The 12,060-nt window shown below is 71.7% G+C and carries 12 protein-coding genes; 9 read left to right on the top strand and 3 right to left on the bottom strand.

The genetic code is table 11. From position 1 onward, the window contains the following. Positions 1 to 40 precede the first annotated feature (40 nt). The 6 genes from dxr to STRTU_RS09320 all read left to right on the top strand — a co-directional run bounded on the left by dxr (position 41) and on the right by STRTU_RS09320 (position 7,781). Entirely contained in the window at positions 41 to 1,306 is a 1,266-nt protein-coding gene (gene dxr / locus STRTU_RS09345; protein WP_174878833.1) for a 1-deoxy-D-xylulose-5-phosphate reductoisomerase, read from the top strand. Further along, positions 1,303 to 2,604 (top strand): M50 family metallopeptidase, encoded by a 1,302-nt coding sequence (locus STRTU_RS09340; RefSeq protein ID WP_159743119.1) that lies wholly within the window; start codon positions 1,303 to 1,305, stop codon positions 2,602 to 2,604. The genes dxr and STRTU_RS09340 overlap by 4 nt, the downstream gene beginning before the upstream one ends. 173 nt (positions 2,605 to 2,777) lie before the next feature. Then, complete coding sequence (gene ispG, locus STRTU_RS09335; RefSeq protein WP_159743118.1) at positions 2,778 to 3,935, top strand: flavodoxin-dependent (E)-4-hydroxy-3-methylbut-2-enyl-diphosphate synthase; 1,158 nt, start codon at positions 2,778 to 2,780, stop codon at positions 3,933 to 3,935. A 177-nt stretch (positions 3,936 to 4,112) separates the two neighbouring features. Beyond that, positions 4,113 to 4,958: a GNAT family N-acetyltransferase gene (locus STRTU_RS09330; RefSeq protein WP_159743117.1), complete on the top strand. Its 846-nt coding sequence runs from the start codon at positions 4,113 to 4,115 to the stop codon at positions 4,956 to 4,958. A 24-nt stretch (positions 4,959 to 4,982) separates the two neighbouring features. Beyond that, positions 4,983 to 5,519, top strand: coding sequence for a GNAT family N-acetyltransferase (locus STRTU_RS09325; protein WP_159743116.1), 537 nt, complete (start codon positions 4,983 to 4,985; stop codon positions 5,517 to 5,519). Positions 5,520 to 6,071: 552 nt separating this feature from the next. Then, a complete protein-coding gene (locus tag STRTU_RS09320) occupies positions 6,072 to 7,781 on the top strand; it encodes a proline--tRNA ligase (RefSeq protein WP_159743115.1) in 1,710 nt (569 codons plus the stop codon). Positions 7,782 to 7,877: 96 nt separating this feature from the next. Here STRTU_RS09320 and STRTU_RS09315 read toward each other — a convergent pair whose 3' ends face one another. The 3 genes from STRTU_RS09315 to STRTU_RS09305 are packed head-to-tail and all read right to left on the bottom strand — an operon-like array spanning position 7,878 to position 9,949. Continuing rightward, positions 7,878 to 8,789 carry an aminoglycoside phosphotransferase family protein gene (locus STRTU_RS09315; RefSeq protein ID WP_159743114.1) on the bottom strand — a complete coding sequence of 304 codons (912 nt, stop codon included), beginning with the start codon at positions 8,787 to 8,789 and terminating at the stop codon, positions 7,878 to 7,880. 49 nt (positions 8,790 to 8,838) lie between these two features. Beyond that, positions 8,839 to 9,357, bottom strand: coding sequence for a ferritin-like domain-containing protein (locus tag STRTU_RS09310; RefSeq protein ID WP_159743113.1), 519 nt, complete (start codon positions 9,355 to 9,357; stop codon positions 8,839 to 8,841). Positions 9,358 to 9,403: 46 nt separating this feature from the next. Continuing rightward, on the bottom strand, positions 9,404 to 9,949 hold the full coding sequence (locus STRTU_RS09305; RefSeq protein ID WP_159746797.1) for a hypothetical protein: 546 nt from the start codon (positions 9,947 to 9,949) through the stop codon (positions 9,404 to 9,406). Positions 9,950 to 10,109: 160 nt separating this feature from the next. On the opposite strand from STRTU_RS09305, the gene rimP reads away from it, so the two are divergent. From rimP to STRTU_RS09290, 3 genes are all read left to right on the top strand, one after another. Beyond that, on the top strand, positions 10,110 to 10,631 hold the full coding sequence (gene rimP / locus STRTU_RS09300) for a ribosome maturation factor RimP (RefSeq protein ID WP_159743112.1): 522 nt from the start codon (positions 10,110 to 10,112) through the stop codon (positions 10,629 to 10,631). Between the two features lie 2 nt (positions 10,632 to 10,633). Continuing rightward, positions 10,634 to 11,632 carry a transcription termination factor NusA gene (gene nusA, locus STRTU_RS09295; protein ID WP_159743111.1) on the top strand — a complete coding sequence of 333 codons (999 nt, stop codon included), beginning with the start codon at positions 10,634 to 10,636 and terminating at the stop codon, positions 11,630 to 11,632. A 135-nt stretch (positions 11,633 to 11,767) separates the two neighbouring features. Beyond that, positions 11,768 to 12,055, top strand: coding sequence for a YlxR family protein (locus tag STRTU_RS09290; RefSeq protein ID WP_159743110.1), 288 nt, complete (start codon positions 11,768 to 11,770; stop codon positions 12,053 to 12,055). Positions 12,056 to 12,060 lie beyond the last annotated feature (5 nt).

Raw genomic sequence — 12,060 nt, 5'->3', positions numbered from 1 at the left:
GGTGTCCTGGTCCACAGGTCCACCGGCCACAATGGACCCCATGACGGACTCCCTCGCCCACCCGCACCTGCGTTTCGAGCCGGCCGCCCCGCACCCGGACGGGCCGCGACACCTCGTGATCCTCGGCTCGACCGGATCGATCGGTACCCAGGCGATCGACATCGTGCTGCGCAACCCCGACCGTTTCCGGGTGACCGCGCTCTCCGCGGCCGGCGGCCGGGTCGAGCTGCTCGCCGAGCAGGCGCATCAGCTGCGGGTGACCGCCGTCGCCGTGGCGCGCGAGGACGCCGTCCCGGCGCTGCGTACGGCGCTGGCGGACCGCTACGGCGCGGGCGAGCCGCTGCCCGAGATCCTGGCCGGCCCCGACGCGGCCACCGACCTGGCCGCTTCCCCCTGCCACACCGTGCTCAACGGCATCACCGGCTCCATCGGCCTCGCCCCCACACTGGCCGCCCTCAAGGCGGGCCGGGTGCTCGCCCTGGCCAACAAGGAGTCGCTGATCGTCGGCGGCCCCCTGGTCAAGGCGGTCGCCGCGCCCGGCCAGATCATCCCGGTCGACTCCGAGCACTCCGCGCTCTTCCAGGCGCTCGCCGGCGGCGAGAGGGCCGAGGTCCGCAAGCTGGTCGTCACCGCCTCCGGCGGCCCGTTCCGCGGCCGCACCCGGCGCGAGCTGGCCGAGGTCACGCCCGAGCAGGCGCTGGCCCACCCCACCTGGTCGATGGGCCCGGTCGTCACCATCAACTCGTCGACCCTGGTCAACAAGGGGCTGGAGGTCATCGAGGCGCATCTGCTCTTCGACGTCCCCTTCGACCGGATCGAGGTCGTCGTCCATCCGCAGTCCTACATCCACTCGATGGTGGAGTTCACCGACGGCTCCACGCTCGCCCAGGCCAGCCCGCCGGACATGCGGATGGCGATCGCCCTGGGCATCGGCTGGCCCGAGCGGGTCCCGGACGCGGCCCCCGGGGTGGACTGGACGAAGGCGCAGACCTGGGAGTTCTTCCCGCTGGACGAGGAGGCCTTCCCCTCCGTCCCGCTGGCCTGCCACGTCGGTGATCTGGGCGGCACCGCCCCCGCCGTCTTCAACGCCGCGAACGAGGAATGTGTGGACGCCTTCCTCAAGGGCGGGCTGCCATTCACCGGGATTGTGGATACGGTCGCCGCAGTGGTCGCCGAGCACGGCACGCCCGCACGGGGAACCTCCCTGACGGTCGCGGACGTCCTGGAGGCGGAAACCTGGGCGCGCGCCCGCGCCCGCGAACTGGCCGCCCGTGCGGCACGGACACCTTCGGAGGCTCGCGCATGACGACCTGGATGACCATTCTCGGCATAGTCGTCTTCGTCGTCGGCCTGCTGTTCTCCATTGCCTGGCACGAGCTCGGCCATCTCTCCACGGCCAAGATGTTCGGCATCCGCGTGCCGCAGTACATGGTGGGCTTCGGGCCGACGCTCTTCTCCCGTAAGAAGGGCGATACCGAGTACGGCATCAAGGCCGTCCCGCTCGGCGGCTACATCCGCATGATCGGCATGTTCCCGCCCGGCGACGACGGAAAGCTCCAGGCCCGCTCCACCTCGCCGTTCCGCGGCATGATCGAGGACGCCCGCTCGGCCGCCTTCGAGGAGCTGCAGCCCGGCGACGAGAAGCGGCTCTTCTACACCCGTAAGCCCTGGAAGCGCGTCATCGTGATGTTCGCCGGGCCGTTCATGAATCTGATCCTGGCGGTCGTGATCTTCATGAGCGTGCTGATGGGCTTCGGCATCAACACCCAGACCACCCAGGTCGGCTCGGTCTCGGAGTGCGTCATCTCGGCCTCGGCCAAGACCGACAAGTGCCCGGCCGGCGCCAAGGACTCCCCGGCCAAGGCCGCGGGCCTGCGGGCCGGCGACAAGATCGTCTCGTTCAACGGGCACCCGGTGCCGGACTGGGGCGCCCTCCAGCAGCAGATCCGCGACACCACCGGGCCCGCGACCCTCGTCGTCGAACGGCACGGCGCGCGCAAGACCCTGCGGGCCGACCTGATCGAGAACAAGGTCGCCAAGACCGACGGCCACGGCGGCTACGTCCCCGGTGAATTCGTCACCGCCGGATTCCTCGGCTTCACCCCGGCCAGCGGCGTCGTCCAGCAGTCCTTCGGCCAGTCCGTCGACCGCATGGGCAACATGGTCGAGCAGGGCGTCTCCTCGCTGATAAACCTGCCCGCCAAGGTCCCGGACCTGTGGGACGCGGCCTTCAACGGGGGCGAGCGCAAGCAGGACTCCCCGATGGGCGTGGTCGGCGCGGCCCGGGTCGGCGGCGAGGTCTTCTCGCTGAACATCCCGCCGGAGCAGCGGGTGGCGACCATGCTCTTCCTGGTCGCGGGCTTCAACCTCTCGCTGTTCCTGTTCAACATGCTGCCGCTGCTGCCGCTGGACGGCGGGCATATCGCCGGTGCCGTGTGGGAGTCGATCCGACGGGCCTTCGCCAAGATCGTCCGGCGTCCCGATCCCGGCCCCTTCGACGTCGCCAAGCTGATGCCGGTCGCGTACGTCGTCGCCGGGATCTTCATCTGCTTCACGCTGCTGGTCCTCGTCGCCGACGTGGTGAACCCGGTGAAGCTGACCTAGAAAGCACGTTTGCGGCGGCCGGGCACCTCTGTGGCGTTTGGAGGTGTCCGGCCGTCTCCGTTCGTGGTGCCGCGCGGGCCGCGATGTGCTTGCCGCGACGTGTGTGCCGTAATCTCGAAGACCGGAGCCCGCCGCTGCGGGGCCTTGATCCACACCTTGGGGTTGCTCGCCAGATGACTGCCATTTCACTGGGAATGCCGGACGTACCGACCAAGCTTGCCGACCGACGGGTCAGCCGCAAGATCCAGGTCGGGCCGGTCGCCGTGGGCGGAGACGCACCGGTCTCGGTGCAGTCGATGACGACCACGCGCACGTCCGACATCGGCGCGACACTGCAGCAGATCGCCGAGCTGACGGCCTCCGGCTGCCAGATCGTCCGGGTCGCCTGCCCGACGCAGGACGACGCCGATGCGCTGCCCGTGATCGCCAGGAAGTCCCAGATTCCGGTTATTGCGGACATTCATTTCCAGCCGAAGTACGTCTTCGCCGCCATCGACGCCGGCTGCGCCGCGGTCCGGGTCAACCCGGGCAACATCAAGCAGTTCGACGACAAGGTCAAGGAGATCGCCAAGGCCGCCGGCGACGCCGGCACCCCGATCCGGATCGGCGTCAACGCCGGCTCCCTGGACCGCCGCCTGCTCCAGAAGTACGGCAAGGCCACCCCCGAGGCGCTCGTCGAGTCCGCGCTGTGGGAGGCGTCCCTCTTCGAGGAGCACGGCTTCCGCGACATCAAGATCTCGGTCAAGCACAACGACCCGGTCGTGATGGTCAACGCCTACCGGCAGCTCGCCGCCCAGTCCGACTACCCCCTCCACCTCGGCGTCACGGAGGCCGGTCCGGCCTTCCAGGGCACCATCAAGTCCGCCGTCGCCTTCGGCGCACTGCTCAGCGAGGGCATCGGCGACACCATCCGGGTCTCGCTGTCCGCGCCGCCCGCCGAAGAGGTCAAGGTCGGCATCTCCATCCTGGAGTCGCTCAACCTGCGCCAGCGCCGGCTGGAGATCGTCTCCTGCCCGTCCTGCGGCCGCGCCCAGGTCGATGTCTACAAGCTCGCCGACGAGGTCACCGCGGGCCTGGACGGCATGGAGGTGCCGCTGCGCGTCGCCGTCATGGGCTGTGTCGTCAACGGCCCCGGCGAAGCCCGCGAAGCCGACCTCGGTGTCGCCTCCGGCAACGGCAAGGGCCAGATCTTCGTCAAGGGCGAGGTCATCAAGACCGTCCCCGAGTCGAAGATCGTCGAGACCCTCATCGAAGAGGCCATGAAGATCGCCGAGCAGATGGAGAAGGACGGCATCGCCTCCGGCGAGCCGACCGTGGCCATCGCCGGCTGACCCACGGCCCCTCCGCACCGCCGCAGAGCCCCGCCGCCCGCCCGTCCGCGGGGCTCCGCGCTGCCCCGCGGCAATCCGCCGCGCAGCGGCCGGGTGCTCCCCGCAGGCGCGAGGTAAAGTGCCAAGACCTGCTCCCGCCTGGCCTCCCAGGCCCGTAACGGTGAGGCTTTCCCACACGTGCTGACGACCACCGCCATCAAGGTCCTTGAGCCCGGGGAGCTCGACGACGCCCTCGCGGTCCTCGACCGCGATCCGGTCGCCAATGCCTTTGTCGCCGCCCGCGTACAGATCGCCGGCCTCGACCCCTGGCGGCTGGGCGGCGAGATGTGGGGCTGGTACGTGGACGGCCGCCTGGAGTCGCTCTGCTACGCCGGGGCCAACCTCGTCCCCGTCTGCGCCACCTCCGAGGCCATCCGCGGCTTCGCCGAGCGCGCCCGCCGCCAGGGCCGCCGCTGCTCGTCCATCGTCGGCCCCGCGGAATCCACCGGCGCCCTGTGGTCGCTCCTGGAGCCCTACTGGGGACCGGCCCGCGAAATCCGTGCCCACCAGCCCCTGATGGTCACCACCGCACCGTCCGCCGAGATCGCCCCCGACCCGTACGTCCGGCGGATCCGCAAGAACGAGATGGACCTGATCATGCCCGCGTGCGTGGCCATGTTCACCGAAGAGGTCGGCATCTCCCCGATGGCCGGCGACGGCGGGCTGCTCTACCAGGCCCGGGTCGCCGAACTCGTCGGCGCCGGCCGCTCCTTCGCCCGGATCGAGAACGGCAAGGTCATCTTCAAGGCCGAGATCGGCGCCGCCACCCAGCGGGCCTGCCAGATCCAGGGCGTCTGGGTCGACCCCGCCTACCGCGGCAAGGGCCTCTCCGAGACCGGGATGGCCGCCGTGCTGCGCTACGCCCTCAGCGATGTCGCCCCCGTCGTCAGCCTCTACGTCAACGACTTCAACACCGCGGCCCGCGCCTCCTATCGCCGGGTGGGCTTCGAGGAAGTCGGGGCCTTCATGAGCGTACTGTTCTGACGCACCGCCTTGTACGCTCCGGGCATGGATGACGTCGCGGTCGGCCCCCTTGATCTCGCTGCCCGCGTGGATGACGCGCTGGCCGTCCAGGCAGCCGCGTTCGGCCTCAGCGACGAGGAGATCGCCGTCCGCCGGCACATCGTGCTGCGCCACCTCGCCTGCCCCGGCGCCCGCGCCCTCGGCGCCACCACCCCCGAGGGCCGGCTGGTCGGCTTCGTCTACGGCATGCCCAACGACCGCGCCCACTGGTGGTCCACCGTGGTCCAGCCCTACCTCCGCAGCGAGGGCCTCGACCACTGGCTCGACAACTCCTTCACCATCACCGAGCTGCACGTCCACCCCGCCTACCAGCACCGGGGCGCCGGCCGCGCACTGATCACCCGCATCACCGACGAGGCCACCGAACCACGCTCCATCCTCTCCGCCATCGACACCGAAAGCCCCGCCCGCCGCCTCTACCGCTCCCTCGGCTACCAGGACCTCGCCCGCCGCGTCCTCTTCCCCAGCGCCCCCACCCCGTACGCGGTGATGGGCGCCCCGCTGCCTCTGCGGCGTCTCTGACGCCTTGTTTTTCCCACGTTGTCGGCTTTCCCGCCGTGGGGGTTTGTCGCCGTGGCGCCTGCGGCGGGCGGGTGGGTGTCGGGTGCGGTGACGGGCCTCCGGGGCCGGTGTGTGGGACTGCTTCGCTTTACGTCCCACACACCGGCCCCTCCGGCCCGTCCCCTCCCGTTGAGGGAGCGAGTGCACGTGGGTGGGGGCGGGCGTCCGTAGGACGTTTCTCTCCTGCTTCGCGAAGTGCAGTGGACCACCGGCGTGCACTTCCACCCACCGTTTTTCCCTCCCCCAACGGGAGGGGACGGGTCGGAGCGGGTGGGGTGTGCCGGACGTAAAGCGAAGCAGTCCGGCACACCCCACCCGCGGAGGCCCGTCACCGCACCCGACAGCCCCGCGCAGCGGACCCGCCCGCCGCAGGCGCAACGGCGAGCAACATCCACGGCGGGACAGCCAAAAACGTGGGGCCGAAAGCAAAGCGCAGCGGATACGCATTTCCTTGCGCCATCCCCCTCCAGCTAACCTCCTGGGAGTCACCTTTCTTACGCAGGAGAAACTTCCATGGCCCACGCCGCACAGGTCCAGCGCATGTCCCGCTTGATGATCAAGACACTGCGCGACGACCCGGCCGACGCCGAGACCGCCAGCCACAAGCTGCTCGTCCGCGCCGGGTACGTCCGCCGCTCCTCCGCCGGCATCTGGACGTGGCTGCCGCTGGGCAAGAAGGTCCTGGAGAACGTCTCCCGCGTCGTGCGCGAGGAGATGGACGCCATCGGCGGCCAGGAGGTCCTGCTGCCGGCCCTGCTGCCCAAGGAGCCCTACGAGGCCAGCGGCCGCTGGGAGGAGTACGGCGACCTGCTCTTCCGCCTCAAGGACCGCAAGGGCGCCGACTACCTCCTCGGCCCCACCCACGAGGAGATCTTCACCCTCACGGTCAAGGACCAGTGCACGTCCTACAAGGACCTGCCGGTGATCCTCTACCAGATCCAGACCAAGTACCGCGACGAGGCCCGCCCCCGCTCCGGTGTGCTGCGCGGCCGCGAGTTCCAGATGAAGGACTCGTACAGCTTCGACACCACCGACGAGGGCCTGGAGCAGTCCTACGCGCTGCACCGCGAGGCCTACACCAAGATCTTCGAGCGGCTCGGCCTGGACTACCGCATCGTCTCCGCCGTCTCCGGTGCGATGGGCGGCTCCGCCTCCGAGGAGTTCCTGGCCCCCGCCGCCGCCGGTGAGGACACCTTCGTCGACTGCCCGGCCTGCGACTACGCCGCCAACACCGAGGCCGTCTCGGTCAAGGTCGAGCCCGTCGACGGCTCCGCGCACGGCCCCGTCGAGGAGCTGGACACCCCCGACACCCCGACCATCGAGACCCTCGCCGAGTACCTCGGTGTCCCGGCCTCCGCGACCCTGAAGAACCTCCTGGTCAAGGTCGACGGCGAGATCGTCGCGGTCGGCGTACCGGGCAACCGCGAGGTCGACCTCGGCAAGCTCGGTGAGCACCTGGCACCGGCCACCGTCGAGCTGGTCACGGCCGAGGACTTCGTGGACCGCCCGGACCTGGTCCGCGGCTATGTCGGCCCGCAGGGTCTGGCCGGCAAGGCGTTCCGCTACCTCGCGGACCCGCGCGTCGCCCAGGGCACCGCCTGGGTCACCGGCGCCAACAAGGAGGGCAAGCACGCCCGCAATGTCGTCGTCGGCCGGGACTTCGAGGTCGACGAGTACCTCGACATGGTCGTCGTCGAGCCCGGCGACCCCTGCCCGAAGTGCGGCACCGGCCTGAAGATCGACCGCGCCATCGAGATCGGCCACATCTTCCAGCTCGGCCGCAAGTACGCGGACGCCTTCGAGCTGGATGTGCTGGGCCAGAACGGCAAGCCCGCCCGGGTCACCATGGGCTCCTACGGCATCGGCGTCTCCCGTGCGGTCGCCGCCCTCGCCGAGCAGACCCACGACGAGAAGGGGCTGTGCTGGCCCCGCGAGATCGCCCCGGCCGATGTGCATGTCGTCGCGGCCGGCAAGGCCAAGCAGACGGAACTCGCCCTGGAGGTCGGCGAACAGCTCGGCGCCGCGGGCCTGCGGGTTCTTGTCGACGACCGGGCCGGTGTCTCGCCGGGCGTGAAGTTCACCGACGCCGAGCTGCTCGGCGTGCCGACGATCGTCGTCGCGGGCCGCCGCGCCGCCGAGGGCGTGGTCGAGGTCAAGGACCGCCGTACGGGCGAGCGCGAGGAGCTGACGGTCGAGGAGGCCGTCGCCCGCCTCAGCGCGTAACCGCCGTAGGCGAACGGGCCGGTCAGGGGGGCGCCCCGGCCGGCCCGTTCGCCGTTGCCCACGAGGGCTGTTCCACCGGGCGGGCCCTGGACCGGCCTACAGCCAGGCCGCGAACTCCAGCAGCTGTTCCCCGCGCTGCCGGTCGCCCACGGCCACCTCCCGTACGCCGGTGTCCACCGCCCGGTACAGCGTCCAGTCACGCAGCCGGTCCCGGTCCACCTCCAGGGAGTCGGCCAGTTTGGCCACCCGGCGGCGGGCCACGGCGGCCGCACCGGAACCGGCCAGCAGATCCTCGGAGCGGTCCAGCACCAGCGCCGCCAGGTCGTACGCCCGCTCGCCGACCACCGGCGACGGGCCGACCGCCAGCCAGGGCGCCCGCGCGCCGGCCAGCACCTTGCCCTGCCGGAACGCGCCGTGCAGCAGAAACCGCTCCTCGGACCCGGCCGGCAGACCTCGCCGCAGCTCCACCGCCTGCTCCACCAGCTGCCCGGCGGACCGGGCCACGGCCCCTGCCGTACGCAGGCCCTCCACGGCCTCCTCCGTACCCCCGGCCAGGGTCTCGAAGGGGTGCCCCGGAGGGGGCTCCACCCACAGCCGCCGCACCGTACCGGCCGCCTCCAGCACCGCCTTGGCCTCCGGCAGCGAACGCAGCGACTCCCCGCTCCGGAGCCGCTCCAGCAGCAGCGCACCGCTGGTGTCGTCGGACCGCAGCAGCCGCACCGCGCCCCAGCCGTCCCACACCTCCAGCGCCGCCCTCTCGTGCGCCGACACCCGCCCCGGCACCGGGAACTTCAGCGCCGCGGGCGTCCCGTCCTGCTGCCGTACGAGCGCCACCAGGCTGCTGCGGCCACCGGGTGCGTGCACCCGCTCCAGCGTCAGCTCCCAGGCCGCCAGCTGCTGCTGAACCAGCGTCGGCAGGGCCGTGAGCCACCGCCGCACCGGGCTTTCCGGATCGCCGCTCAGCGAACTCACCAGCCGCTGTGGCGGTTCGATGGGTGCGGTTGCCATGCGTGAGCTGTCCCTTTCCTGGGGCGGAGACCGCGGGGCGGCCGGTCGTTCAGAGCGCGCCCGCGGCGGCGCTCGCGGAGCCGGTCGGCGCGGCGTCCGCGGGCCGCTCGGCGAGCCCAGGGAAGGCTACGCCGCTGCCGCGCCAGCGCACCGACCGGACCGCCGCCTCCCGCAGCGCGGCCGCCGCCTCTCGCCGCCGGACCGCACCGCCGGCCCGTACGAGATCCGCGTACACGGCGGCCAGCCGGTCCTCCAGCTCCGCCGCCAGCCGGGCCGCGGCCGCCGCGTCCGGCACCGGGAAGGGCAGCTCGTAGGCGGCCGCCGCGGCCTGCGGGGTACCGCCCAGGTCGCGCACCACGTGGCGCAGCGCGTCCCGGCGTGCGCGATGTCCGTCGTACGCCGCCTGTGCCTCCGTGCGCCGGTCACCGGCGATCCGCCCGCCGACCACGCCGTAGCCGTACACCGCGGCATGCTCGGCGGCCAGCGCCGCCTGCACCGCCGTCAGCTCCTCGTGCCCGCCGCCGTCGCTGTCGCGCCTGCTGCTGCCGCGCGTCCTTCCGGCCGTCATCCGCACGCCCCTTCGCTGGTTTCCGCCCTGTGCCCCGCCGTGCCCGTCATCCGGCCCGCTCCGCCAGCAGATACGCGTGCACCGCACCGGCCGCCGCGACCGAGGCCAGCAGCCGGGCCAGTTCCGGGGGCGCGGCGAGCAGCGCCTTGGTGCGGGCGTCGGCGAGCCGGCGCTCGGCGTCGGCGAGTGCCGAGCGGGCGGCCCGCTCGTCTTGGGGAACTGCCGGGCCCGAGGACCGGGCGTCCTGCGGCGACGGACCGGACGCGGGCGCTCCGGCGTCGTGCGCCGGGCCGTCCGAGGCGCCGCCACTGGGTGAGGCCGCGGGCCGGTCGTCGCCGAACGCCTCGGCGTGCCGGGCGACTTCGGCGCGCAGCGGGCGCAGCCGCGACTCCAGCGCCGGATGCGCGGCGAGCGTCGCGTCATAGCGCGCCAGCAGTGCCGAGCTGTCGCGGGCCGAGCGCTTGCGCAGCCGTTCGGCGGCGGCGGAGTGCTCGGGCCGGCCGGGGCCGGAGTCCTCGGAGCAGCCCGTGAGCAGGGCCGCGCCCCCGAGGGCGGCACCGGCCAGCAGGGTCCTTCTGCGCGCGTACGCCACTTTCGGCACGTTGCACTTCCCGGGGTCTTCCGTAGTGATCACCGCAGGCGAGAGTATCCGTGACCACCCACCGAATCGTCAGTACCCCGCCGGAACCGATAGGCTTTGACCCGACACGCGACCTACCCACAACAGCACACGCGGCCGAGGAGTCACCCGGATGAGCACCACCCAGAGCGAGAGGCTGCGCGGACTGCTTGAACCGCTCATCGCCGCGCGCGACCTGGATCTGGAAGAGATCGAGGTGACACCGGCAGGCAAGCGGCGGGTGCTGAGGATCGTGGTCGATTCCGACGAGGGCGTCCAGCTGGACGAGTGCGCCGCGCTGAGCCGCGAGGTCTCCGAGTCCCTGGACGACTCCGACGTGATGGGCGGCGCCCCGTACACCCTTGAGGTGACCTCGCCCGGCGCCGACCGCCCGCTGACCGAGCTGCGGCACTACCGCCGCGCCGTCGGCCGGCTCATCAAGGCCCAACTCCACGAAGGCGGGGAGCTGGTGGCCCGGATCATCGCCGTCGACGACGCCGGACTGGACCTTGAGGTGCCGGGCGTCAAGGGCCGCAAGCCGACCGCCCGCCGGGTCTCCTTCGACGAGATCGCCAAGGCGCGTGTCGAGCTGGAGTTCAACCGCAAGGCCGACAAGCACGACGAGAAGACCGACGAGAACAAGGAGGAGGCGTAGCCGTGGATATCGACATGAGTGCCCTGCGGGGACTGGTGCGGGAGAAGGAGATCTCGTTCGACCTGCTGGTCGAGGCGATCGAGTCGGCCCTCCTCATTGCCTACCACCGCACCGAGGGCAGCCGCCGCCGGGCGCGGGTGGAGCTGGACCGCAACACCGGTCATGTGACGGTGTGGGCCAAGGAGAACGCCGAGGACCTGTCGGACCTGCCGGAGGGCGAGGAGCCCCGCGAGTTCGACGACACCCCCTCCGGCTTCGGGCGGATCGCGGCGACCACCGCCAAGCAGGTCATCCTGCAGCGGCTGCGGGACGCCGAGGAGGAGATCACGTTCGGTGAGTACGCCGGACGGGAGGGCGATGTCGTCACCGGCGTCGTCCAGCAGGGCAAGGACCCCAAGAACGTCCTGGTCGACATCGGCCGCCTGGAGGCCATCCTGCCGGTGCAGGAGCAGGTCCCGGGCGAGGACTACGCGCACGGCACCCGGCTGCGCTCGTACGTCGTACGGGTGGTCAAGGGCGTCCGCGGCCCGTCCGTGACGCTCTCGCGCACCCACCCCAATCTGGTGAAGAAGCTCTTCGCCATGGAGGTCCCGGAGATCGCGGACGGCTCGGTGGAGATCTCCGCCATCGCCCGCGAGGCCGGCCACCGCACCAAGATCGCCGTACGGTCGGTGCGCTCGGGCCTGAACGCCAAGGGCGCCTGCATCGGCCCGATGGGCGGCCGGGTGCGCGCCGTGATGGCCGAGCTGCACGGCGAGAAGATCGACATCGTGGACTGGTCGGACGACCCGGCCGAGCTGGTGGCGAACGCGCTGTCGCCGGCCCGGGTCAGCAAGGTCGAGGTCGTGGACCTGGCGGCGCGCTCCGCCCGGGTCACGGTGCCCGATTACCAGCTGTCACTGGCCATCGGCAAGGAAGGGCAGAACGCCCGGCTCGCCGCCCGTCTCACGGGCTGGCGGATCGACATCCGCCCGGACACCGAGCACGCGCCGGAGGACTGAGACCGTCCAAGGCGGCCGGTGGCGCCGCGGCCCCCGAAAATCGGTGGTGCCGCGGCGCCCGACCGGGAATTCTGAGCAGCCGTCCGGCCTTCACCCCATCGGGGCCGGAGCGGCGCGGGGAGGTAGACTTAAGCAGTGTCTGGCCGGACGCATGCCCGCGCATGCCCTGAGCGCACCTGTCTGGGATGCCGGGAGCGAGCGGCCAAGGGCGATTTGCTGCGCATCGTGGAGATCGAGGGTGAGTGCGTCCCCGATCCTCGCGGTACGCTGCCCGGCCGGGGTGCTTATGTGCACCCGACACTGGTCTGCCTCGACCTGGCGGTTCGCCGCCGGGCGTTCAACCGGGCCTACCGGGCCCGGGGACCGTTCGACACCACGGCCTTGCGCCGGTCCGTCGAACGTTCCGAGCAGCCCCTGCAATAACGCAC

The organism is Streptomyces tubercidicus (assembly GCF_027497495.1).
In the GTDB taxonomy this organism is placed as follows: Bacteria; Actinomycetota; Actinomycetes; order Streptomycetales; family Streptomycetaceae; genus Streptomyces; species Streptomyces tubercidicus.
This window is presented reverse-complemented; position numbering and strand designations above follow the sequence as displayed.

Excerpts from the sequence above, each read along its gene's own strand:
- dxr (WP_174878833.1), top strand. The coding sequence starts at position 41 with ATGACGGACTCCCTCGCCCACCCGCACCTGCGTTTCGAGCCGGCCGCC.
- STRTU_RS09340 (WP_159743119.1), top strand. The coding sequence starts at position 1,303 with ATGACGACCTGGATGACCATTCTCGGCATAGTCGTCTTCGTCGTCGGC.
- ispG (WP_159743118.1), top strand. The coding sequence starts at position 2,778 with ATGACTGCCATTTCACTGGGAATGCCGGACGTACCGACCAAGCTTGCC.
- STRTU_RS09325 (WP_159743116.1), top strand. The coding sequence starts at position 4,983 with ATGGATGACGTCGCGGTCGGCCCCCTTGATCTCGCTGCCCGCGTGGAT.
- STRTU_RS09320 (WP_159743115.1), top strand. The coding sequence starts at position 6,072 with ATGGCCCACGCCGCACAGGTCCAGCGCATGTCCCGCTTGATGATCAAG.
- STRTU_RS09315 (WP_159743114.1), bottom strand. The coding sequence starts at position 8,789 with ATGGCAACCGCACCCATCGAACCGCCACAGCGGCTGGTGAGTTCGCTG.
- STRTU_RS09310 (WP_159743113.1), bottom strand. The coding sequence starts at position 9,357 with ATGACGGCCGGAAGGACGCGCGGCAGCAGCAGGCGCGACAGCGACGGC.
- rimP (WP_159743112.1), top strand. The coding sequence starts at position 10,110 with ATGAGCACCACCCAGAGCGAGAGGCTGCGCGGACTGCTTGAACCGCTC.